20 protein-coding genes and 1 riboswitch are annotated in these 21,128 nt (G+C 70.9%); of the genes, 12 read left to right on the top strand and 8 right to left on the bottom strand.

The features are described from left to right. Positions 1 to 457: 457 nt before the first annotated feature. Together IEZ27_RS46905 and mgrA are read left to right on the top strand one after the other, a co-directional pair. A complete protein-coding gene (locus IEZ27_RS46905; protein WP_189653164.1) occupies positions 458 to 2,548 on the top strand; it encodes a S9 family peptidase in 2,091 nt (696 codons plus the stop codon). Continuing rightward, a complete protein-coding gene (gene mgrA, locus IEZ27_RS46900; protein ID WP_189653163.1) occupies positions 2,545 to 3,543 on the top strand; it encodes an L-glyceraldehyde 3-phosphate reductase in 999 nt (332 codons plus the stop codon). Before IEZ27_RS46905 ends, mgrA begins: the two co-directional genes overlap by 4 nt. Before the next feature lie 11 nt (positions 3,544 to 3,554). Here mgrA and IEZ27_RS46895 read toward each other — a convergent pair whose 3' ends face one another. Next, positions 3,555 to 5,930, bottom strand: coding sequence for a lysylphosphatidylglycerol synthase transmembrane domain-containing protein (locus IEZ27_RS46895; RefSeq protein ID WP_189653162.1), 2,376 nt, complete (start codon positions 5,928 to 5,930; stop codon positions 3,555 to 3,557). A 489-nt stretch (positions 5,931 to 6,419) separates the two neighbouring features. On the opposite strand from IEZ27_RS46895, the gene IEZ27_RS46890 reads away from it, so the two are divergent. Beyond that, a complete protein-coding gene (locus tag IEZ27_RS46890) occupies positions 6,420 to 8,432 on the top strand; it encodes a molybdopterin-containing oxidoreductase family protein (protein ID WP_189653161.1) in 2,013 nt (670 codons plus the stop codon). On the opposite strand, the gene IEZ27_RS46885 is transcribed toward IEZ27_RS46890, so the two are convergent. After that, positions 8,410 to 9,192, bottom strand: coding sequence for an alpha/beta fold hydrolase (locus IEZ27_RS46885; RefSeq protein ID WP_189653160.1), 783 nt, complete (start codon positions 9,190 to 9,192; stop codon positions 8,410 to 8,412). The genes IEZ27_RS46890 and IEZ27_RS46885 overlap by 23 nt on opposite strands. A 93-nt stretch (positions 9,193 to 9,285) precedes the next feature. Here IEZ27_RS46885 and IEZ27_RS46880 point away from each other — a divergent pair, with 93 nt between their 5' ends. After that, positions 9,286 to 9,828: a PadR family transcriptional regulator gene (locus IEZ27_RS46880; protein WP_189653159.1), complete on the top strand. Its 543-nt coding sequence runs from the start codon at positions 9,286 to 9,288 to the stop codon at positions 9,826 to 9,828. Between the two features lie 30 nt (positions 9,829 to 9,858). On the opposite strand, the gene IEZ27_RS55395 is transcribed toward IEZ27_RS46880, so the two are convergent. Beyond that, a complete protein-coding gene (locus tag IEZ27_RS55395) occupies positions 9,859 to 10,785 on the bottom strand; it encodes a GNAT family N-acetyltransferase (RefSeq protein WP_125645728.1) in 927 nt (308 codons plus the stop codon). 75 nt (positions 10,786 to 10,860) lie between these two features. Between IEZ27_RS55395 and IEZ27_RS46870 the strand changes: the two genes are divergently transcribed. After that, a complete protein-coding gene (locus tag IEZ27_RS46870) occupies positions 10,861 to 11,310 on the top strand; it encodes a hypothetical protein (RefSeq protein WP_229824980.1) in 450 nt (149 codons plus the stop codon). Here the strand turns inward: IEZ27_RS46870 and IEZ27_RS46865 are convergent. From IEZ27_RS46865 to IEZ27_RS46850, 4 genes are all read right to left on the bottom strand, one after another. Next, positions 11,276 to 12,199, bottom strand: coding sequence for a zinc-binding dehydrogenase (locus IEZ27_RS46865; RefSeq protein WP_189653158.1), 924 nt, complete (start codon positions 12,197 to 12,199; stop codon positions 11,276 to 11,278). The genes IEZ27_RS46870 and IEZ27_RS46865 overlap by 35 nt on opposite strands. Before the next feature lie 24 nt (positions 12,200 to 12,223). Continuing rightward, complete coding sequence (locus tag IEZ27_RS46860) at positions 12,224 to 12,607, bottom strand: VOC family protein (protein WP_189653157.1); 384 nt, start codon at positions 12,605 to 12,607, stop codon at positions 12,224 to 12,226. A 4-nt stretch (positions 12,608 to 12,611) separates the two neighbouring features. After that, entirely contained in the window at positions 12,612 to 12,932 is a 321-nt protein-coding gene (locus IEZ27_RS46855; RefSeq protein ID WP_189653156.1) for a DMT family transporter, read from the bottom strand. A 33-nt stretch (positions 12,933 to 12,965) separates the two neighbouring features. Further along, positions 12,966 to 13,027, bottom strand: a riboswitch (guanidine-III (ykkC-III) riboswitch). 23 nt (positions 13,028 to 13,050) lie between these two features. Continuing rightward, positions 13,051 to 13,848, bottom strand: a complete 798-nt coding sequence (locus IEZ27_RS46850) for a class I SAM-dependent methyltransferase (RefSeq protein ID WP_229824979.1) — start codon at positions 13,846 to 13,848, stop codon at positions 13,051 to 13,053. 103 nt (positions 13,849 to 13,951) lie between these two features. Here IEZ27_RS46850 and IEZ27_RS46845 point away from each other — a divergent pair, with 103 nt between their 5' ends. From IEZ27_RS46845 to IEZ27_RS46835, 3 genes are all read left to right on the top strand, one after another. Next, positions 13,952 to 15,757 carry an acyl-CoA dehydrogenase gene (locus IEZ27_RS46845; protein WP_189653155.1) on the top strand — a complete coding sequence of 602 codons (1,806 nt, stop codon included), beginning with the start codon at positions 13,952 to 13,954 and terminating at the stop codon, positions 15,755 to 15,757. Between the two features lie 63 nt (positions 15,758 to 15,820). Beyond that, on the top strand, positions 15,821 to 16,759 hold the full coding sequence (locus IEZ27_RS46840) for an MBL fold metallo-hydrolase (protein ID WP_189653154.1): 939 nt from the start codon (positions 15,821 to 15,823) through the stop codon (positions 16,757 to 16,759). A gap of 71 nt (positions 16,760 to 16,830) precedes the next feature. Beyond that, positions 16,831 to 17,055: a DUF6458 family protein gene (locus tag IEZ27_RS46835; RefSeq protein ID WP_125645714.1), complete on the top strand. Its 225-nt coding sequence runs from the start codon at positions 16,831 to 16,833 to the stop codon at positions 17,053 to 17,055. Here IEZ27_RS46835 and IEZ27_RS46830 read toward each other — a convergent pair. After that, on the bottom strand, positions 17,052 to 17,345 hold the full coding sequence (locus IEZ27_RS46830) for a Dabb family protein (protein ID WP_189653153.1): 294 nt from the start codon (positions 17,343 to 17,345) through the stop codon (positions 17,052 to 17,054). The two genes, IEZ27_RS46835 and IEZ27_RS46830, sit on opposite strands and share 4 nt — an antisense overlap. Positions 17,346 to 17,424: 79 nt before the next feature. Here IEZ27_RS46830 and IEZ27_RS46825 point away from each other — a divergent pair, with 79 nt between their 5' ends. From IEZ27_RS46825 to IEZ27_RS46810, 4 genes are read left to right on the top strand one after another with little or no spacing between them, the layout of a single operon-like run. After that, positions 17,425 to 18,156, top strand: coding sequence for an NUDIX hydrolase (locus IEZ27_RS46825; RefSeq protein WP_189653152.1), 732 nt, complete (start codon positions 17,425 to 17,427; stop codon positions 18,154 to 18,156). Continuing rightward, positions 18,153 to 19,007 carry a molecular chaperone DnaJ gene (locus tag IEZ27_RS46820; RefSeq protein ID WP_189653151.1) on the top strand — a complete coding sequence of 285 codons (855 nt, stop codon included), beginning with the start codon at positions 18,153 to 18,155 and terminating at the stop codon, positions 19,005 to 19,007. The genes IEZ27_RS46825 and IEZ27_RS46820 overlap by 4 nt, the downstream gene beginning before the upstream one ends. A gap of 11 nt (positions 19,008 to 19,018) precedes the next feature. Further along, positions 19,019 to 19,954: a hypothetical protein gene (locus tag IEZ27_RS46815; protein WP_189653150.1), complete on the top strand. Its 936-nt coding sequence runs from the start codon at positions 19,019 to 19,021 to the stop codon at positions 19,952 to 19,954. Further along, on the top strand, positions 19,951 to 21,123 hold the full coding sequence (locus IEZ27_RS46810; RefSeq protein WP_189653149.1) for an adenylosuccinate synthetase: 1,173 nt from the start codon (positions 19,951 to 19,953) through the stop codon (positions 21,121 to 21,123). Before IEZ27_RS46815 ends, IEZ27_RS46810 begins: the two co-directional genes overlap by 4 nt. Positions 21,124 to 21,128: the final 5 nt, after the last annotated feature.

Raw genomic sequence — 21,128 nt, 5'->3', positions numbered from 1 at the left:
ATGCATGGTTTTCATGCACTGGCTTTTAAACACACTGTTGAGTTCTCAAGAAACGGACGCGTACTTCCTCACCAGAACCCGTTCCCGGATCCTCGCTCAGAGGCGTTCATTTCGTCTTGCGTTCTTTCGTTGTGTCTTAATTCTTTCAGCCGTTCAAGTCTCTGTCAAATTGACCGGACTTGCTCGACCTGCTGGAATTAAGTCGCGCCCCGCTTCCGGGACAACCCCTCTAACTTACCAGCCTGTCGCTCGGTTAGCGAACCGATCTTCAGACCTGCGAGCCAGAAGGGATTGTCGACGCCTGCGTCCGCAACACACCAATATCACCGGAGTGAAGGGAGTGGGTTGCGCCGCACCTCGTCGGCTCCTAAAGATTAGCAGCGCTCCCGACCGCTCGAGACGCGTTCGCCAGGTCGCCCGGCAACAGAACGATCACGGCCGAACATAGACTCCCCCCGTGAGCAGCATTCCGCCGCCAGAGGCGAAGAAGGTCCCGACTGAGCGCACGCATCACGGCGACACGGTCATCGACGAGTACGCCTGGCTCAGCAACAAGGACGACCCGGACACAACGGCGTACCTGGAGGCCGAGAACGACTTTCTCAAGGAGCACACCGCGCATCTCACCGAGCTCCAGGAGCAGGTCTTCCAGGAGATCAAGGGACGCACGCAGGAGACCGACCTGTCGGTGCCCAGCCGTAAGGGCGCTTGGTGGTACTTCACGCGTACCGAAGAGGGGAAGCAGTACGCGGTGTCCTGCCGGGTGCCGGCGGACAGCGACGCGCCCCCGCAGATCACCCCGGGCGAGCGCCTTGAGCGCGAGCAGGTCGTCCTGGACGGCAACGAGCTCGCGGGCGACAGCGCGTTCTTCTCCGTGGGCACCAGCGCCGTCACGCCCGACGGCACGATGCTGGCCTATTCGACCGATTTCAAGGGCGACGAGCGCTTCACGCTGAGGTTCAGGAACCTTGAGACGGGTGAGGTGCTGGCCGACGAGATCAAGGACATCTTCTACGGCGGCGCCTGGTCGGCGGACGGCTCGGCGTTCTTCTACACGCGCGTGGACGACGCCTGGCGGCCCTACCAGGTCTACCGGCACACCCTCGGCACCGAAGAGGACGTGCTGGTCTACGAGGAGACCGACGAGCGCTTCTGGGTGGGCATCGGGCTGACCCGCAGCGAGCGGTACCTCGTGCTGGGTGTGGGCAGCAAGATCACGAGCGAGGTGCGCATCCTCGACGCGGCCGACCCCGCCGGCGAGTTCCGGCTCGTCAGGCCGAGGACGACCGGCGTGGAGTACGGCGTCGAGCACGCGGGCGACTTCTTCTACGTCCTGCACAACGAGAACGCCGAGAACTTCGAGCTGGCCACGGCCCCCCTCGACGATCCCGGCGCGTGGACCCCGCTGATCGAGCACCGCGAGGACACGAGGCTCCTGGAGATCGACGCGTTCTCCGACCACGTCGTCGTGCACTTCCGCCGCGACGGGCTGACCGGGCTGCGGGTGCTGCCCTACCCGGCGGCCGGCGCGGACTGGCGTGAGCGTGTCGAGGCGGCCGAGCGGAACGCGTACGAGATCGACTTCCCCGAGCCCCTGTACGACGTCGGCCCGGCGGGCAACCCGGAGTTCACCACGAGGCGGCTCAGGCTGGCGTACACGAGCATGGTGACGCCGCCCAGCGTGTACGACTACGAGCTGGACTCGCACGAGCTGATCCTGCTCAAGCAGCGTCCGGTGCTCGGCGGCTACGACCCGGGCGACTACGAGCAGTTCCGCGAGTGGGCGACGGCCGAGGACGGCACCCGCGTGCCGATCTCGATCGTCAAGCGCAAGAACACCTCGACGCCGGCGCCGACCCTGCTGTACGGCTACGGCAGCTACGAGACCTCCATCGACCCGGGTTTCTCGGTTCCCCGGCTGTCGTTGCTGGATCGCGGGTTCGTCTTCGCCATCGCGCACGTCAGGGGCGGCGGCGAGATGGGCCGCCACTGGTACGAGAACGGCAAGACGACCACGAAGCGGAACACGTTCACCGACTTCGTGGACGTGGCCAGGCACCTGAAGGCGAGCGGCTGGAGCGGGCGGGTCGTCGCGCGCGGCGGTTCGGCGGGCGGGCTGCTGATGGGCGCGGTGACGAACCTGGCTCCCGAGGAGTTCGCGGGTGTGGTGGCCGAGGTGCCGTTCGTGGACGCGCTCAACACGATCCTCGACCCGTCGTTGCCGCTGACGGTGATCGAATGGGACGAGTGGGGCGACCCGCTGCACAACGCGGACATCTACGCCTACATGAAGAGCTATTCGCCGTACGAGAACGTGGACGGCAGGGTGTACCCGCCGATTCTGGCGATCACCAGCCTGAACGACACGCGCGTTCTGTACCACGAGCCGGCCAAGTGGATCGCGCGGCTGCGCGCGATCGCGTCCGGCGGGCCGTTCCTGCTCAAGACGGAGATGGGCGCGGGGCACGGCGGGCGCAGCGGGCGGTACGACGCCTGGCGTGAGGAGGCGTTCGCGCTGTCCTGGATCATCGAGAGGGGCACGGCATGACCTTCCTGGCCGACGAGGGGCGTTACGGACGCCAGCCGTACAACCGGAGCGGGCGCAGCGGGCTGAGGCTGCCCGCGGTGTCGCTGGGGTTGTGGCACAACTTCGGCGACGACCGGCCGGTCGAGAACTCGCGGGCGGTGTTGCGGCGGGCGTTCGACCTCGGGGTGACGCATTTCGACCTGGCCAACAACTACGGGGTGCCGTACGGGTCGGCGGAGCGGAACTTCGGGCGGATCTTCCGGGAGGACTTCGCGGCGTACCGGGACGAGCTGGTCATCTCCACCAAGGCCGGGTACGACATGTGGCCGGGGCCGTACGGGGAGTGGGGGTCGCGCAAGTATCTGCTGGCCAGCCTCGACCAGTCGCTCGACCGTATGGGCCTGGAGTACGTGGACGTGTTCTACAGCCACCGTCCCGACCCGGACACGCCGCTGGAGGAGACCATGGGGGCGCTGGACCGGGCCGTGCGCTCGGGCAAGGCGCTCTACGCGGGCATCTCCAACTACTCGGCCGAGCAGACCGCGCAGGCCGCGCGGATCATGCGCGAGCTGGGCACGCCGCTGCTCATCCACCAGCCGTCGTACTCGATGATCAACCGGTGGATCGAGGACGACGGGCTGCTCGACGTGCTGGAGGAGGCGGGTATGGGCTGCATCGTGTACTCGCCGCTGGCGCAGGGGCTGCTGACCGACCGCTATCTGGAGGGCGTGCCCACGGACTCGCGGGCGGCGACGAGCCGGTTCCTGAACGCCGACCAGATCGACCGGGACCTGGCGCGCGACCTCGACGAGATCGCCAGGAGCCGGGGTCAGACGCTGGCCCAGATGGCTCTGTCGTGGACGCTGCGGGACCCGCGGGTGACGAGCGTGCTGATCGGGGCGAGCAGCGTCGGGCAGCTTGAGGACAACGTGGCGTGCGTGGACGGCCCGGTGTTCACCGAGGACGAGCTGGAGGCGATCGACAAGATCACCGGCCCGGTCGCGTCGGCTCGCTGATCAGCGGCCGGTCACAGGGCCTCGTGCCGCTGGAGGTAGGTGAAGGCCGCCCAGCCGGGCAGCACCGGCAGCCAGAACGTGAGCAGCCGGAACAGCAGCACGGCCGAGGCGGCCAGGTCCCACTCGAGGCCGGCGGCCACGAGGCCCAGGGTCAGCGCGTACTCGACCGCGCCGAGGCCGCCGGGCGTGGGCGCGGCCGAGCCGATGGCGTTGGCGGTGAGGTAGACGACGGCGACGGCGGTGAAGCTCAGCTGACCGCCGAACGCCGCGACGCAGGCGTCGAGGCAGGCCACGAACGCGATGGTGATCATGAGCGTGCCGACGCTGGCCTCGATCATCTTGGCCGGCGACTGAAGCACGTCGAGCAGCCGGGGCAACACGTTCGAGAACAGCGTGCGCATCCGTACGGTCACGATGCGGCGCAGCGGCGGCACGCCGAGCACCACCGCGACCAGCAGCGCGATGGCGAGCATCGCCACGACCAGGCCGCGCGAGGGGGTGAAGGAGGTGGCGGCGGCGGAGCCGGTGATGTAGGCGAACAGCAGCAGCAGGGCGATGTGGAAGACCAGCATGATGAGCTGCGAGGCGCCCACGCTGGCCACCGCGAGCGCCGGTGAGATGCCGCGTTTTTGCAGGTAGCGGGTGTTGATCGCGACGCCGCCGACCGCGGCGGGCGCGACCAGCTTGACGAACGACGAGGCGAACTGCACCAGGACGGTACGCCAGAGCGGCAGGCGTTCGGGCACGAAGCCGCGCAACATCAGGGCGGCGGCGACGAAGCTGCAGAACGAGGCGATCAGCGCCAGGCCGGACCAGGCCCAGTTGGCGGTGGTGGCCACCTTGTAGAGGTCGACCTTGCTGAGCTGGGAGAGCACGACGTAGGCGGCGACCGTGCTGGCGATGATCGTGATCAGGGTGCGCGGCCGGAAGCGCTCCAGGCGTACCTCTTCGACCTTGCCCTGGGGTTTGAGCGCGACGATGTGGTCGCGCAGGCCGGTGAGCACGTTCTTGGCCTTGGACAGGGCCGCGCGGGTCTCCCTGGTCAGGGCGATGCGCTGGAGCAGCGGCATGGCGGCGGCGAGCGCGTCGGGGCCCATCACGGCGGCGGCGGCCCGCACCGAGCGCTCGGGGCCGACGCGCAGCGCCAGATAGGTGAGCAACTGGGCGATGTCGAGCCGGAGCAGCAGGTCGCCGGCGGCGATCTCGCCGCTGCGGGCGTCGGTCAGCACGACCCGGCCCGCGCGGTCGAGGTGGATGCTGTCGCCGGTGAGGCGCCGGTGGGCGAGCCGCTGGATCTGCAGCAGCTCGACCTGCTCCCAGATCTGGGCGAGCAGGGCGTCGTCGATCTCGGCGTCGGGCACCTCGTCGAGCGGGCGGGTCTCGATGTGCTCGTAGGCGAGCAGGGCGGCCTCGGTGCCGATCTCGCTGGTGCCGAGCAGGCGCGGCGTGCTGGCGCCGGCGGCCTGGGCGGCGTACGCCATGAGGGCCTCGCGTTCCAGCTCGGCCCGCAGGGAGCGGATGGCCCTGCGCCTGGTCTCGGAGTGGAGCCTGATCCGCCGCCACAGCCGGTACGGCAGCCCGGCCACCTGGCGGTCGCGGTCGAGGACGGTGACGTCGAGGCTGGTGCCGTCGACGAGGCCGATGGCGTAGCGGCGGCTGCCCTGGTGGTCGTCCTCGATGCGGCGGGCGGAGACCGGCGAGAACGACAGCTTGCGCAGCGCGGCGACCACGGCGCTGCCGGGCGGGCGGGTGTTGGGGCTGCCGACGCCGTAGAGGGTGGCGTAGCCGATGGCCATGCCGACCAGGACGGTCACGATGGCGCTCGGCAGGGTGATCTGCCGGCCGGAGAAGTAGGTGAGGATGTAGAGGGCGATCGAGGTCCACATGAGCATGCGCCACGTGGGGCGGCGGGCGATGCGGACCGCGGTGGTGTAGGCGATCACCGAGGTGAGCAGCGTGTTCAGCGGCTCGATCTCGCGGTCGCCGGTGAGCAGGATGCGCAGGTCGGTCAGGCTGCTCGCCTCGATCCACTGCCCGAGCAGGAACGACCCGGCCATGCCGATGATGGCCGCGATCAGCCCTTCCGCGACGCGCAGGCCGTCGCGGTGGAAGACCCGCTCGACGGCGAACGCGGCGGGCACGATGAGCACGGCCGCGCTGCCGATGAAGGCGGCCACCCGGCTGAGCAGCGGCACCATCTCGGCGCCCACCTTGACGTCCTGCTCCAGCCCGTTGAGCGTCTGCTTGGCGACGAGGGCGAGCAGGATCACCGCCCCGAGCACCATCAGCGTCGCGAAGAACCGCAGCAGGTCGGAGGGACGCCGCAGGCGCTGGGGAAGGAGCGGCTCTACTACGTAGACGCCGCCGTCGGCGCGTGACTCGGCCACGGCTGGATCCCCCTCCGCGAGGTCCGCCGTGTCATCATCTCGTTCCCTGATTTCGGCCACCGACAGTGATTCTGCACCTTCCCGGCCGGACCGTACGATCTCTGATCTCCAGTGTCCTCGTTCGTCGTCCCGGTGAGCGCACCGGGTGAAGACCCGGCCAGCATTGACCTGCCCGCGTGTGCACACCATGAAGCCTTGGGGTGTTCATGGCATGTGCACTCTCGCGATGCCGCCGCCGGCCCTCGTCGCCCCCGACGCCCGGTTGTTTCCGGGATTTCGATTCCGTCGCCGGCGCGCACGGGGGAAACCGCGCGGCCGGGCGGCCCGGTCACGACGCGTCGGCCGAGTACGTCGCGGCCAGGCTGCGCGAGGCAGGCTACACGGTGGAACTCCCCCCGTTCACCTTTGCGTTCTTCCACGAGGTCGGACCGGCGGTGTCGCGGGGGCGGGTCGCCCGTCACGGGTGGGCCGGGACGTAGGCTGGGGCGCATGTCGGGCGAAATTAGGGTTTTGGGGGCATGTCCGCTTGACTGCCCGGACACCTGTTCGTGGGTCGTCACCGTACGGGACGGGCAGGCGGTCAAGATGCGCGGCAATCCCGACCATCCCTACACCCGCGGCGCGTTGTGCGTGAAGGTCAACCGGTACCTGGAGCACACGCAGGCGGACGACCGCATCCTGTATCCGATGCGGCGTACCGGGCCGAAGGGGTCGGGGCAGTTCGAGCGGATCACCTGGGACGAGGCGCTCGACGAGATCTCGACGCGCCTGCGCGGCATCGTGGACGAGCACGGCGGCGAGGCGATCTGGCCGTACCTGGGGACGGGGTCGCTGGGTTACCTCCAGGGCTGCGAGGGCGTGGCGGGCCGCCGGTTCTGGAACGTGCTGGGGGCGTCCAAGCACTGGCTGAACATCTGCTCGGCGGCCGGCAGCAGCGGGCTGATGAAGGCCAACGGCACCGCGGGCGGCATGGACCCGGAGAACTTCGCCCAGGCCAGGCTGATCCTGCTCTGGGGCACGAACACGCTGACCAGCGGCCACCACCTGTGGAAGTTCATCCAGGACGCCAGGGCGGACGGCGCGTACGTGGTCGCCATCGACCCCATCCGCACCAGGACCGCCGACCAGGCCGACCAGCACCTGGCGATCAGGCCGGGCACGGACGCGGCGCTCGCGCTCGGGCTGCTGAACGTCGTGCTCGCCGAGAACGCCCAGGACGAGGAGTTCCTGGCCGAGCACACCGAGGGCTGGGAGGACTTCCGTAAGGAGATCCTGGAGTACCCGGTGGAGCGGGTGGCGGAGATCACCGGCATCCCCGCCGAGGACGTCCACAGCCTGGGGATGCGCCTGGCCCACACCCGGCCGACCGCGATCCGCGCCACCATGGGCATCCAGCGGCACGCGGGCGGCGGCACGGCGATGCGGACGATCGCCGCGATCCCCGGCGTGACCGGCGACTGGCGGCACCCGGGCGGCGGCGTGGCGTACTCGACGAGCGGTCACGTGCGGGTGAACGTCGACAGGCGCGACGACCTGCTGGCCAAGCCGGTGCGCACGCTGGTCATGACCAAGCTCGGCTCGCAGCTCGACGACGTCAAATGCCTCTGGGTGTACGCCGCCAACCCGCTCGGCTCGACCCCCGACGCCAACGCGATCAGGCGGCAGCTCGCCCGCGAGGACCTGTTCACGGTCGTCATGGAGCAGTTCCCGACCGACACCGTGGACTACGCCGACATCGTGCTGCCGGCGACCATGCAGACCGAGCACATGGACCTGCACGCCGGGTACGGCCACATGTACCTGCTGTGGAACGAGCCCGCCGTACGGCCGCCCGGCGAGTGCCTGTCCACGACCGAGACCTTCCGCCGGCTGGCCGCGCACATGGGCCTGACCGAGCCCTCCCTGTACGACTCCGACCTGGAGCTGGCCGAGTCGCTGCTGGCGAGCGGGCATCCGTCGCTCGAAGGCGTGACGCTGGACCGGCTGCGCAAGGAGGGGTGGGTGCGGATGAACTATCCCAAGCCGTTCACGCCGTTCGCCGAGGGCTTCCCCACGCCGTCCGGGCGGCTGCGCTTCCCGCCCTCGGGGAAGGCGTACGTGCCGTCGCACACGGCTGTCGCGTCGCGGGCGGCGTACCCGTTGACGCTGGTCACGCCGGCCGCGCACACGTTCCTGAACACGATCTTCGGCAACAATCCCGAGCTGCGGCGGCGGGCCAAGGAGCCCGCGGTGCTGGTGAACCCGGCCGACGCGGCGGCCCGCGGGCTGGTGGGCGGGCAGCGCGTACGGGTGCACAACGACGGCGGTGAGTTCCTGGCCGACGTGGAGATCAGCGACCGGGTCGCGCCCGGCGTGGTGGCGACGCCCAAGGGCCGCTGGCCGAAGCTGAGCCCCGGCGGCGCGAACGCGAACGCGGTCGTGGCCGAGCGGGACGGCGACATGGGCCGGGGGCCCGCCTTCCACGACAACCTGGTCGAGGTCAGCCCTTGTGCCGGTCCATGAACGCCACGACGGCGTCGAGCACCTTGGCGGCGTGAGGGCTGCCGAACAGGGCCGAGGCGTGCAGCGACTCGCCGGGGATGATCAGCGCCTGGTTGTCGGGGGCCTTGGCCGCGGCCGTCTCGGCGGCGCGCAGCGACCGGGCGCCGCCGTAGGAGTCGTGCTCGGAGCCGATCTGCAGCAGCGGCACGGTGAGCGCGGCGGCGTCGCCCTCGTCGATCTCGCCTGACAGGGCGACCACGCCGGCCACCTTCACGCCCGGCTTGCCCGCCGATTTCCCGGCGAGCTGCTCCGCCGCCGGGACCGAGGCGGTGGCGCCGATCGAGCCGCCGACCAGGAACACGCGCTCGACGCCCTTCTCCTTGGCCAGGCGCCGGCCCATGGCGACGGCGCCGTCCTCGGGCAGGAGGCCGGCGTCCCTGGCGTAGAGCAGGACGCGGTAGCCGGCGGCGACCAGGCGGTCCGAGAGCGGGCGCCAGGCGCACACGCTGCCGCGGCGCTCGTAGGTGATCACCACGCCGACCGGGCCCTTGCCCGTGATCACGCCGGGCAGGCCGCGGACGTGGGTGAAGATCTTGCCGTCCTGCTCGGTGAAGCAGCCGGAGACGTTGGGGCCGGTGGGCGGCGCGCTCGGGGTGGGGGTCGGGTCGGGGCTCGGGACCCCGGCGGCCGTCGCGGTTGTGGTGGTTGTGGTGGGGACGTCGGCGGCCGTGGTGCGGACCGCGCCCCCGCAGCCGGTCAGCCCCAGAGTGAGGAGTGTCATCCATCCGACGATCTTCCGCATGGCCGCCGCGCCCTCCTTCAGACTATGTCTGAACTGACATAGTGCCGCAAGCACCATATCCTTGGACCCACCATGACCTCAACGCTCGGATACGCGATCCTGGCCGTGCTGGCGCGCGGCGAGCGCACCGGATACGACCTCGCGGCGTCCATGCGGCGGCCCGTCGGCTACTTCTGGACGGCCGGGCACAGCCAGATCCACGCCGAGCTGCAGAAGCTGCGGGCGGGCGGGCTGGTCGGGTTCGAGAGCGCGCACGGGCCCGGGCCGCAGGACAAGAAGGTCTACCACCTGACCGCCGAGGGGCTGGCGGCGCTGCGGGAATGGGTCACCGAGCCGCCGCGCGAGCGGCCGGAGCGCGATGAGCTGGTGCTGAAGACGTACGCGGCCTGGGTGGCCGAGCCGGAGCTGGTCAGGCGGCTGTTCGCCGACCAGCTCGCCACGCACGAGGCGCGGCTGGCCGACTACGAGCGGCAGGAGGCGTCCTTCGGCGGGCAGCCGGCCTTCGGCGACCCGGGGTTCGGCGGCTACGCCACGCTGCGCTGCGGGCTGAGCTACGAGCGCCACCGCGCCGACTGGTGCCGCTGGATGCTGGCCCAGCTCGGCGAAGGCCCCTGAAGGCCCGTTGGGGACGCCCCTGGGGGCGGCTCAGGTCAGGGAGAGTTTGTAGCCCTCGTGGGAAGCGGTGAAGCCGAGCGCGGCGTAGAAGCGGTGGGCGTCGGCGCGTGACTTGTCGGAGGTGAGCTGAACGACGGCGCAGCCCCTGGCCCGCGCCCGGTCGACGGCCCACTGGATCATCTTCCCGCCCAGCCCCTGGCCGCGCGTCGAGGCCGCCACCCTGACCGCCTCGATCTGGCACCGCTCCGCGCCCAGCCGCGACAACCCGGCCAGGTACGTGAGCTGCATCGTGCCCACCACCTCGCCCTCCTGTTCGGCCACGATCAGCTCGTCGTACGGGTTGGCCTCGATGCGGTCGAAGGCCATCAGGTAGCGGGTGTCGTCGGGGGCGCCCTCGCGGGTGGCGCCGAGCGGGTCGTCGGCCAGCATCGACACGATGGCCGGCACGTCCTCCTTGCGGGCCTGGCGGAACAGCAGGGACAACACGTAGTTGGTCTCCATCAGGGCCGGGTTGGAGGGCAGGGCCATGACCTTGCCGCTGGGGGTGAAACCCTTGGCGCCGTAGAGGGCGCGGGCGGCGTGGTTCCGGTCGACGGCCCAGAGCTGCACCTGCTCCGCGCCGGACGAGCGGGCCCACTCCACGGACCGGTCGACCAGCCGGGAGGCGAGCCCGCGGCCCCTGGCCTCGGGGGCGACCCACATGGACAGCAGGTGGGCGCCGGTCTCCTCCAGAAGCATGCACACCAGGCCCACGTCACCCAGGCCGTCGCTCGTGGCCACCCACCACCGCGAATCCGGATTTTTCAGCCTTTCGGCCCAGTCCTCGGCGGAGAACCCGACCTCCCGCGCGTACGAGGAGCCGAACGCGTCCGGCGACTCCTGGAGCGCCCGCAGCCGGACCTCCTTCAGCCGCTCCCCTTCGTCCGGTCCCAACTGCACAATGGCGATTTCCCTCATATGGGAATCATGTCAGGGACAGGTCAGGGTCCGTCCCCGATGCCCCCAGGGGGCCCGCGGCGGCACCATGAGGACATGAACGAAATCAGTAGGCGCGATGAAGTCTCACTGTCTGCGGCGGCCCTGCGGGGCGCCCCTTGGAAGACCGCCGCCATCGGCGGCGCCGTGGTGTCGGCCGCCAGCTTCGGGATGGGCGCGCTCACCGGCGACGGCGACCTGGTGTGGGCCCTCGGGCTCGGCATCAGCCTGTTCGCGCTGATCGCCGCGATCGGCTCGGTCGCAAAGCCGAACGAGGGCGACCGCGTCACCCGCCAGGCCAGGCTCTGGTCGCTGCGGCACCCCTGGAAGTTCGCGCTCCTGCCCGCCGCCATCACCGCGGTGCTCGACTACCCGGTGCAGCTCGTGCTCGACGGCGAGGGCGTGTTCGGCTCGGCCGTGCAGGCGATGTGGCACGGCGCGCTGGTCTACCTGATCGCCGCGATCCTGACCGTCACGATGAAGGGACGAGCACGATCTTCCCAGTGACCCGTCGCTCCAGCAGGTCGTCCATGGCCCGGCCCGCCTCCGCCAGCGGCCTGACCTCCGGCGCCGCCGGGACGATGCCCGGCATCGCCAGCAGACCTTCGAGCATGACCCGGTTCTCCACCGCGTGGCCCATCGACCACGCGCCCCAGTCCACGCCCACGACCGCCCGGTTACGCAGCAGCACCTGGTTGGCGGGCAGCCTCGCGATGCCGCCCGAGGCGAAGCCGACGACCAGGAGCCGCCCGCCCTCGCGCAGCCCGCGAAGGGCCTGTTCGGACAGCTCGCCGCCGACCGGGTCGACCGCCACGTCCACGCCCCACGACCTGGCCGCTTCCTTCAGCCCGTCGTAGCCGATCGCGTCGTCGGCTCCCGCCCGCCGGGCGCGCTCCCTCTTCTCGCCGGTGGACGCCGCCGCCAGTACGACGGCGCCGAGTGCCTTGGCGACCTGGACCACGGCCAGTCCCACGCCGCCGCCCGCCCCGAGCACGAGCACCCGCTCGCCGGGAAGCAGCCGGCCGCGCTCCCTGAGCGCGTACATGGCGGTGCAGTAGCTCTGCGGGAACGTGGCCGCCGCGAGCATGTCGAAACCCTCGGGCAGAGGTACGGCCTGCGCCCGGTGCACCAGCACCCGCGTCGCGAAGCCGCCCAGCCCGGTGATCGCCACGACCCTGCGGCCGTCGGCCAGCCGCCCCGCCACCTCGTAGCCGGGTGTGAAGGGCAATGGCGGCCTGATCTGGTAGCCGCCGCGCACCATCAGCCCGTCGACGAAGTTGACCCCGGCCGCCTCGACCTCGACGACCACCTGATCGGGCCCGGGAACGGGATCCGGCAGCTCGACGACCTCGACCGGCTTGCCGTACCCGGTGCAGACGACGGCCCTCACGCTCATGGGGCCAGCTTCACCGACAGAACATCATTCCGGCAAGGCCCTCTCGGCCTCGCTCCTGCACACGCAGAACTCGTTCCCCTCGGGGTCGAGCATGGTCACCCAGCCCGTGCCGTCGGGCTTGCGCTGGTCCTGGAAGATGGTCGCGCCGAGGCCCAGCAGCCGCTCGACCTCCTCGTTGCGCGTCCTGCCATCGGTGCCGTTGACGTCGAAGTGCACCCGGTTCTTGCCGGTCTTGCCCTCGGGCACGCGGATGAACAGCAGGAACGGGTCCTGAGGCGTACGCAGCATGACCTCGTCGGCACCCGGCTCGTCACCCTCGCCCAGCGGCCACCCGGTGGCCCGGCTCCACCAGCTCGCGATCTCAAAGGGGTCGGCGGCGTCAACGGTAAGGGCGTGAATCTCAATCATCGCACTAGTGTCCACCAGCGAGGTTGAGCCCCACGACACCGGCCAGGATGAGCGCGATCGAGGTCAGACGCAGCGGCGACACGTCGTCGCCCATGGCGACCATGCCGAGGATCGCGGTGCCGACGGCCCCGATGCCGGTCCAGACGGCGTACGCGGTGCCGACCTCCAGGGACTTGAGCGCGTAGGCGAGCAGGCCGAAGCTCAGCGCGGCCGTGGCCAGGAACGACAGGGTCCACCACAGGTTGCTGAGGCCGTTGCTGAGCTTGAGGGACAGCGCCATGACCACCTCGAACAGGCCGGCCAGCACGATGAGGATCCACGCCATGATCGACACTCCAAAGGACGAGACGTACAGGTACGTGCGTCGTCTTGGCGTGTCCGGGTACGGCGCGTCTCGTCCGGGAGCGGTCAGCTCATGTCGTAAAACGACCCAGGAAACCGGATCATTCCCACCAGACCGTGACCCAGCGGTCGCGGGGCACCGGCCACATGCCCAGTTCGACGGCCGTCTCGGCCACCTCCGCCACCCTGGACGGATCGAGGCACACCCGGCGGCAGGCGCTCTCGGCCAGTTCCTCGACCGAGCTGAATCGTTCCAGGGGCGCTTCCCGCTCCTCCACGCGCACCCGGAAGCCCAGCGCCGCGGCCAGCGCGACGCAATCTTCGGCGATGGGCCGGACCGGGCGGTCGACGCCGTGGAAGTGTTGCCAGAGCGGCGTCATCCAGCTCATGGGGTGGCGGTGCGGGAGTTCGAGCACCACCCGGCCGCGGGTGTGGCGGTCGAGCGCCACCAGGAACTCCGCCAGGTCGGGCACGTTGTAGACCACGTGGGCGGCGACGGACACGTCGACCTGCGGCACCTGGTCGCCCACGTCGGGCCAGCGTCCCTCGACGGCGGTGACTGGCACGCCCAGGTTCATCGCCCTGGCCGTCAGGCCCTCCAGCATGGGCGCCGAGGTGTCGACCGCGTACAGATGGCCGATGCGCTCGCGCAGCGGCAGTGACGCGGCGCCGGGGCCCGAGCCGACGTCGAGGAGCGTGCCCTTGTCGGGCAGCGCCTCGGCGAGCCGGGTCATGGTGGGGCCGTCGTCGGACTCGGCCAGCGCCCGGTCGGTACGGGCCGCGAACCTGGCCGGCGAATGGCTCCACGGATCAGCCGGGGCCTTGGCCAGGATCCACTCGGGGATGGCCCAGGATTCCAGGCGTTCCCGCCACCTGGCGGCGAGTTCTTCGGCGTCCATGGAGTCGAGCATGCCATGCATGGCCATGGTTACCCGCGGGTAGCATTGCGGGTAAGGTTACTCGCCAGTACATGAAGACCTCGGTTCAAGGAGATCTGCACCCATGGGCCATTACAAGAGCAACGTGCGTGACCTGGAATTCAACCTCTTCGAGGTGTTCGGTCGACGCGAGATCCTCGGCACCGGGCCCTTCGCCGAAGTCGACGAGGACGTCGCGCGGAGCATCCTGGACGAGGTCAACAGGCTGGCGACCGGCGTGCTCGCCGACTCCTTCGAGGAGGGCGACCGCAATCCGCCGGTGTTCGACCCCGAGACGAGCACGGTGACGGTGCCGGCCGGCTTCAAGAAGTCGTTCAAGGCGCTGGTGGACGGCGGCTGGGCGCACCTCGACCTGCCCGTCGAGCTGGGCGGCCCCGGCATCCCCCGCAGCCTCGCCTGGGCGACCGCCGAGATGGTGCTCGGCTCGAACCCGGCCCTGTACATGTACGCCGCGGGCCCCAACTTCGCCTACACCCTGTGGAACGTCGGCACGCCGGAGCAGAAGCGCTTCGCCGAGCTGGCGATCGAGAACAACTGGGGCGCCACGATGGTGCTCACCGAGCCGGACGCGGGCTCGGACGTCGGCGCCGGCCGGGCCAAGGCCGTGCAGCAGGCCGACGGCACCTGGCACATCGAGGGCGTCAAGCGTTTCATCACCAGCGCCGAGCACGACATGTCCGACAACATCTTCCACCTGGTCCTGGCCCGCCCCGAGGGGCACGGCCCCGGCACCAAGGGCCTGTCGATGTTCCTGGTGCCCAAGTTCCACGTGGACCTGGAGAGCGGCGAGCTGGGCGAGCGCAACGGCGTCTACGTCACCAACGTCGAGAAGAAGATGGGCCTGAAGGTCTCCACGACCTGCGAGCTCACCTTCGGCGACAAGCACCCGGCGATCGGCTGGCTGGTCGGCGACGTGCACGAGGGCATCAAGCAGATGTTCATGGTGATCGAGCACGCCCGCATGATGGTCGGCACCAAGGCCATCGCCACGCTCTCCACCGGCTACCTGAACGCCCTCGACTACGCCAAGTCCCGCTACCAGGGCTCGGACCTGACCAAGATGGCCGACAAGGGCGCGCCCCGGGTGACCATCACCCACCACCCCGACGTGCGCCGCGAGCTGATGCTCCAGAAGGCGTACGCGGAGGGCATGCGGGCCCTGGTCCTCTACACGGCCACGTTCCAGGACACGATCCTCATCGACCCGGACGACCGGCACGCGCACGCCATGAACGACCTGCTGCTGCCCCTCGTCAAGGGCGTCGGCTCCGAGCGGTCGTACGAGCTGCTGGCCCGCTCGCTGCAGACGCTCGGCGGCTCCGGCTACCTCCAGGACTACCCGATCGAGCAGTACATCCGCGACGCCAAGATCGACTCCCTGTACGAGGGCACGACCGCGATCCAGGGCCTCGACCTGTTCTTCAGAAAGATCCTGCGCAACCAGGGCGCCGCGGTCGGCGCGCTGCTCGCCGAGATCAACGAGTTCGCCGCCTCCGAGGCGGGCAACGGCCGGCTCAAGGAGGAGCGCAAGCTGCTCGCCGAGGCCGCCGTCGAGGTCAAGGCCATGGGCGACACCATGGCCGGCTGGGCACTCGGCTCGCTGGAGAAGCCGGAGGAGGTCTACAAGGTCGGGCTGAACAGCACCCGGTTCCTGCTCTCCCTGGGCGACCTGGTGATCGGCTGGCTGCTGCTACGCCAGGCCGAGGTGGCCCTGGCCCGGCTGGCCGAGGGCGAGGACCCGTTCTACCAGGGCAAGGTGGGCGCGGCGTCGTTCTTCGCCACGACCGTGCTGCCGAGGCTGTCGGCCGAGCGGCGTGTCCTCGCCGCCACCGGCCAGGACCTCATGGAGCTTCCCGAAGAGGCCTTCTGAGCCCGCTTCACCCGTGACGCCCGTTCCCGCTCCGGGGGCGGGCGTCCCTGTTAGGTTCCCGGCATGAGCTCCTCACCTCATGACCACCCCCTGCCCCCGCCGCGCGTCGAAGAGGTCTCCGAGGGCGTCTACGCCTACGTCCAGCCCGACGGGAGCTGGTGGATCAACAACACCGGGTTCCTGGCCGGCCGGCGCGGCGTGATCTGCGTGGACGCCTGCTCGACCGAGCGCCGTACCCGTGACCTGCGGGAGACGGTCGGCAAGGTCAGTGGCCGGCCGATCACCACGCTGGTCAACACCCATCACCACGGCGACCACACCTTCGGCAACTGGCTGTTCCCGGAGGCCACGATCGTCGGGCACGAGGGCGTACGCGCCCAGATCCTGGCCGAGGGCGTCCCGTCGTACCGGGGGGCGTGGTCGGCGGAGGTGGTGTGGGGGACGACGGAGGTCGCGCCGCCGTTCCTGACGTACACGGAGGGGGTCACCCTCTACTCCGACGAGCTGCGCTGCGAGGTGCGGCACGTCGGGCCGGCCGCGCACACGACCAACGACTCGATCGTCTGGATCCCGGAGCGGCGGGTGTTGTTCCCGGGCGACCTGGTGTTCAACGGCGGCACGCCGTTCGTGCTGATGGGGTCGGTGGCCGGGGCGATCGCGGCGCTGGACACGTTGCGGGGGCTGGGCGCGCAGACGATCGTCCCCGGGCACGGCGAGGTGTGCGGCCCGGAGGTCTACGACCACGTCGAGGGCTACCTGCGGTTCGTGCAGGAGACCGCCCGGCGCGGCCGGGCGGCGGGGCTGACGCCGCTGGAGGCGGCGCTGGAGACCGACCTCGGCGAATGGGGCGGGCTGCTCGACCGCGAACGCGTCGTGGGCAACCTGCACCGGGCCTACGCCGAGCTGGACGGACGCCCGCCCGGCGCGCCGATCGACGTGTCCGCGGCGATCCAGGACATGATCGCCTACAACGGCGGGCGGCCATTGTCCTGTCTCGCCTGACGCCGTGAGGGTGTGATCACCGATACCCGGGTATGACCGTGGGCGTACTTCGTCTTTGCCTGGAGGTCGTCATGGGTGTCGGGGTCAGCATCTTCTTCCTCACGCTCGGCGCCATCCTGCGGTTCGCCATCGAACCGGACGTGTTCGGCCAGAGCGTGCACATGGACATCGTCGGCATCATCTTCATGATCGTCGGAGGCGTCGGCATCGTGCTCAGCATCGTGCTCGCGCCCCGGCGGGGGCGCACCTCCGAGGACCGGCTGATGCACCGCGAGAACAACCCGCCGGAGATCTAGAGGCTGAGCTGCACGGCGGCGCGGGCCGCCACGATGGGCTTGATGTGCTCGGCGATCACGGCTTGGTGGCGCGGGTGGTCGCGGTAGACGAGGTAGTCGTCCACGCTGTCGAAGTCGGCGACCACGGCGAACTCGTGGTTGCCTTCGTTGATGCCCGCGTCGGGCCCCACCGTGTACGCCCTTAGCTCCGGGATCACTCCCGGCAGCTTGCCCAGCTCGGCCGCGACCGTGGCCTTCTGCTCGTCGGTGGCGTCGTCGGCCCAGGTGAACAACACGATGTGACGAATCATGCGGCAACCCTATCGACATCCCCGCGTCTTCCGAGTTATTCTCAGATAGAGATTTACTCGGATTGAGAAGGACTGCGGGATGGAAGAGTTCCTGGCCGGTTACAACCCACGGCTCTACGCGCCGGTCGCGGTCACCGTGGACGTGGTGGCGCTGACCGTACGCGACCGGCGGCTGCACGTCCTGATCGTCGAGCGGGGCGTGGAGCCGTACGCGGGCCGTTGGGCGCTGCCCGGCGGCTTCATCAGGCCGGACGAGGACCTGGCCGAGGCGGCGGTGCGCGAGCTGGCCGAGGAGACCGGCGTGGCCACGAGGCCGGCGCACATCGAGCAGCTCGCCAGCTACGGCGGCCCCGGGCGCGACCCGCGGATGCGGGTGGTGTCGATCTCCTACCTCGCCTTCGCCCCCGACCTGCCCGACCCCCAGGCCGGTACGGACGCCGCGGCGGCCGTGTGGCACCCGGTCGACGACGTGCCGCCGCTGGCCTTCGACCACGCCCGCATCCTGGCCGACGGCGTCGAGCGGGCCCGGTCGAAGCTGGAGTACACGCCGCTGGCCACGGCCTTCGCCGGCGCCGAGTTCACCGTCTCCGACCTGCGGCTGATCTACGAGACCGTGTGGGGCACCCCGCTGCACGCGGGCAACTTCCACCGGAAGATCCTGTCCGTCCCGGGGTTCGTCGAGAGCACCGGCCAGACCACCGAGACCGGCGGCCCCAGGGGCGGCCCGCGCGCCAAGCTCTACCGCGCGGGCGACGCCCGGCTGCTCCACCCCGCGCTGCTGCGGCCCTCGCGGGAGGAGGAGGTGCGGTGAACCCGGCGCGGGCGGCGGCGATCGTCGACGGGGCGCGGTCGGCCCAGGAGCTCTTCGCGGGCGACTCACCCGCCCGCGTCTACCGGCGGCTGGCCAGGGCCCTGCACCCCGATCTCGCGCCGGGCGGGGAGGAGGCGTTCAAGCGGCTGGTCGCGCTCTGGGAGACCTACCGCCGGGGGCAGCGGGTCGGCGACTTCCTGGTCGGGCCGCCGCTGCACAAGGGCGGCACGGCCGTGCTCTACCCGGCCGGGCGCGGCGCCGAACGGGACTCGCTGCTCAAGGTGGCCCGCGATCCGGCCGCCGGCCGGCTGCTGGTCCGCGAGGCCGCCGCGCTGCGCCGGATCGCGGCCGAGGGCGATCCGCGCTTCCTGCCGTACGTCCCCCGCCTCGTCGCGAGCTTCCGCTACCGCGGCGGCGGCGTGGTCCGGCAGGCGAACGTGATCAGCCGGGCGCCCGCCGGGTTCGTCACCCTCGAACACGTCGGCACCGGCCTCGATCCCCGGGACGTGGCCTGGATCTGGCGGCGCCTGCTCGTGGCCGCCGGGCTCGCCCACCGGGCCGGCGTCGCGCACGGCGCCGTGCTCCCCCGCCACGTCCTCGTCCATCCCCTTGACCACGGGCTCGTGCTCGTCGACTGGTGCCACGGCGACCGGCTCGACGAGCGCGCCGACATCGCCGGCCTGACCGGGTGCGTCGATCACCTGATGGGCGCGTGCCCGCGCCGGATGCGCGCCTTCGTCCGCGGCTGCCTGCTGCGCCCGCCGTCGGGCGCGTGGGAGTTGCTGCGTGAGCTCGACGAGCTGCTCGACGACCTGTACGGGCCCCGCACGTACCGTCCGCTCCACCTTTGAGGGAGGCTGCCATGGGCAGCGGAATCTGGTCCACGAACGTCTACGACTCCGCCGCGCGCTACCGCGCGGCCACCGGCGCCAGCGCCTTCGCCTACAACGACGGCGGCGCCCGGCGGGTCCACCCCGACCTCGACCCCTTCGGCGTGACGCGGGAGAGCCGCGACTCGGCCGAGCACCCCGACTCGCTGGCCGTCGCCGTGCTCTTCGACGTGACCGGCTCGATGCGGTCGGTCCCCCGCGCGCTGCAGACCCGCCTGCCCGACCTGCTCGGGCTGCTGCTGCGCAAGGGGTACGCCACCGACCCGCAGATCATGTTCGGCGCGATCGGCGACGCCACCTGCGACCGGGCGCCGCTCCAGGTCGGCCAGTTCGAGTCCGACAACCGCATGGACGACCAGCTCGGCCTGATCCTGCTGGAGGGCGGGGGCGGCGGCCAGAAGCGCGAGTCCTACGAGCTGGCCCTGTACTTCATGGCCAGGCACACCTCGATCGACTGCCACGAGAAGCGCGGCAGGCGCGGCTACCTGTTCGTCATCGGCGACGAGATGCCCTACCCGCGGGTGTCCAGGAGCCAGGTCAAGGACCTCGTCGGCGACCGCCTGGCCGCGCCGATCGGGGTGGCCGACATCATGGCCGAGCTGACCCGCAAGTACGACGTCTACTTCATCCTCCCCCAGGGGGCCAGCTACGCCGGAGACCCCGAGGTGCTGGACTCCTGGCGCGACCTGCTCGGCCAGAACGTGCTGGAGCTGGACGACCTCGACGCCGTGTGCGAGACGATCGCGCTGACCGTCGGGCTCGGCGAGGACGCGATCGGCCTCGACGAGGGTCTGGAGGACCTGGCCGAGCTGGGCTCGACGGCCGGGGCGTCGGTGTCGCGGGCACTGGCCAGGCTCGACCGCGGCACGGTGGTCACCGGCGACCCGCTGGACGGGCTGCGGCCGTGAACGAGCACCTCGTCGTCGTCGACCTCGGGTACGGCGACGCCGGCAAGGGCACCGTCGTGGACTGGGCGTGCGCCACGCTGCCCGTCCACGCGGTGGTCCGCTTCAACGGGGGTGCGCAGGCCGGGCACAACGTCGTCCTGGACGACGGGCGGCACCACACGTTCGCGCAGTTCGGGGCGGGGACGTTCCGAGGGGTTCGTACGCATCTGTCGAGGTTCGTGGTGGTTGATCCGCTGGCGTTGTCGGCCGAGGCGGAACATCTGGCGCGGCTCGGCGTGCCCGACCCCTTCGGGCTGCTCACGGTGGACCGCGACTGCCTGCTGGCGACGCCGTACCACGTGGAGGCCGGGCGGAGGCGGGAGCTGGCGCGCGGCGCGGCGCGGCACGGGTCGTGCGGGATGGGCGTCGGGGAGACGATGGCGTACCGGCTGGAGCACGGCGAGCTCGCGCCGCGGGCCGGGGACGCGCCGCGCGAGCTGACGCGCAAGCTGACCGTGCTGCGGGAGGCGCTGGGGGTCGGCGGGCCGCCGGTGGCGGACTGCGTGGCCGTCTACCGGGCGTTCGCCGAGCGGGTACGGCTGGTGGACTCGTCGTACACGAACGGGCTGGTCAGGAGGGGGCCGGTCGTGTTCGAGGGGGCTCAGGGGGTGCTGCTGGACGAGCGGTGGGGGTTCGACCCGTACACGACGTGGAGCACGACGACCTTCGCCAACGCGCTGGAGCTGCTGGACGGCGCCGGGGCGGCACGACTCGGGGTGTTGCGGACCTACACCACCCGGCACGGCCCCGGCCCCCTGGTGACCGAGGATCCCGCCCTGGAGCTGCCCGAGCCGCACAACACGACCGGGCCGTGGCAGGGCGCGTTCCGGCTCGGGCACTTCGACGCGGTCGCCCACCGGTACGCGGCCGAGGCGGCGGGCGGCGTGGACGGCCTGGCCCTCACCCACCTGGACGCGGACGTCTCCCGCATGTGCGTGCGTTACGACCGGCCCGTCACGTTCGCCGAGCCGGACCGTACGGCGCGGCTGCTGCGGGCCTCGCCGATCTACGAGGACGGTGTATCAGACTGGCCCGCCGCGGTCTCTCATGTCGTGGGCGCGCCCGTGTGGCTGGAGTCGTACGGGCCCCGCGCGCGGGACAAGAAGGCGTCCCGGCCGAGCCTGCGGTGATCGCC

The organism is Nonomuraea spiralis (genome assembly GCF_014648435.1).
Classification (GTDB): domain Bacteria; phylum Actinomycetota; class Actinomycetes; order Streptosporangiales; family Streptosporangiaceae; genus Nonomuraea; species Nonomuraea spiralis.
The sequence above is the reverse complement of the archived record's forward strand: the minus strand, read 5'-3'. Positions and strand labels throughout refer to the sequence as shown.

What these genes read in the sequence shown, in the direction of transcription:
- IEZ27_RS46830 (WP_189653153.1), bottom strand. Translation starts at nt 17,345, where the DNA reads ATGATTCGTCACATCGTGTTGTTCACCTGGGCCGACGACGCCACCGAC.
- IEZ27_RS46825 (WP_189653152.1), top strand. Translation starts at nt 17,425, where the DNA reads ATGGAAGAGTTCCTGGCCGGTTACAACCCACGGCTCTACGCGCCGGTC.
- IEZ27_RS46850 (WP_229824979.1), bottom strand. Translation starts at nt 13,848, where the DNA reads ATGGACGCCGAAGAACTCGCCGCCAGGTGGCGGGAACGCCTGGAATCC.
- IEZ27_RS46845 (WP_189653155.1), top strand. Translation starts at nt 13,952, where the DNA reads ATGGGCCATTACAAGAGCAACGTGCGTGACCTGGAATTCAACCTCTTC.
- IEZ27_RS46835 (WP_125645714.1), top strand. Translation starts at nt 16,831, where the DNA reads ATGGGTGTCGGGGTCAGCATCTTCTTCCTCACGCTCGGCGCCATCCTG.
- IEZ27_RS46855 (WP_189653156.1), bottom strand. Translation starts at nt 12,932, where the DNA reads ATGGCGTGGATCCTCATCGTGCTGGCCGGCCTGTTCGAGGTGGTCATG.
- IEZ27_RS46880 (WP_189653159.1), top strand. Translation starts at nt 9,286, where the DNA reads ATGACCTCAACGCTCGGATACGCGATCCTGGCCGTGCTGGCGCGCGGC.
- IEZ27_RS46815 (WP_189653150.1), top strand. Translation starts at nt 19,019, where the DNA reads ATGGGCAGCGGAATCTGGTCCACGAACGTCTACGACTCCGCCGCGCGC.
- IEZ27_RS46860 (WP_189653157.1), bottom strand. Translation starts at nt 12,607, where the DNA reads ATGATTGAGATTCACGCCCTTACCGTTGACGCCGCCGACCCCTTTGAG.
- IEZ27_RS46865 (WP_189653158.1), bottom strand. Translation starts at nt 12,199, where the DNA reads ATGAGCGTGAGGGCCGTCGTCTGCACCGGGTACGGCAAGCCGGTCGAG.
- IEZ27_RS55395 (WP_125645728.1), bottom strand. Translation starts at nt 10,785, where the DNA reads ATGAGGGAAATCGCCATTGTGCAGTTGGGACCGGACGAAGGGGAGCGG.
- IEZ27_RS46870 (WP_229824980.1), top strand. Translation starts at nt 10,861, where the DNA reads ATGAACGAAATCAGTAGGCGCGATGAAGTCTCACTGTCTGCGGCGGCC.
- IEZ27_RS46840 (WP_189653154.1), top strand. Translation starts at nt 15,821, where the DNA reads ATGAGCTCCTCACCTCATGACCACCCCCTGCCCCCGCCGCGCGTCGAA.
- mgrA (WP_189653163.1), top strand. Translation starts at nt 2,545, where the DNA reads ATGACCTTCCTGGCCGACGAGGGGCGTTACGGACGCCAGCCGTACAAC.
- IEZ27_RS46890 (WP_189653161.1), top strand. Translation starts at nt 6,420, where the DNA reads ATGTCGGGCGAAATTAGGGTTTTGGGGGCATGTCCGCTTGACTGCCCG.
- IEZ27_RS46885 (WP_189653160.1), bottom strand. Translation starts at nt 9,192, where the DNA reads ATGACACTCCTCACTCTGGGGCTGACCGGCTGCGGGGGCGCGGTCCGC.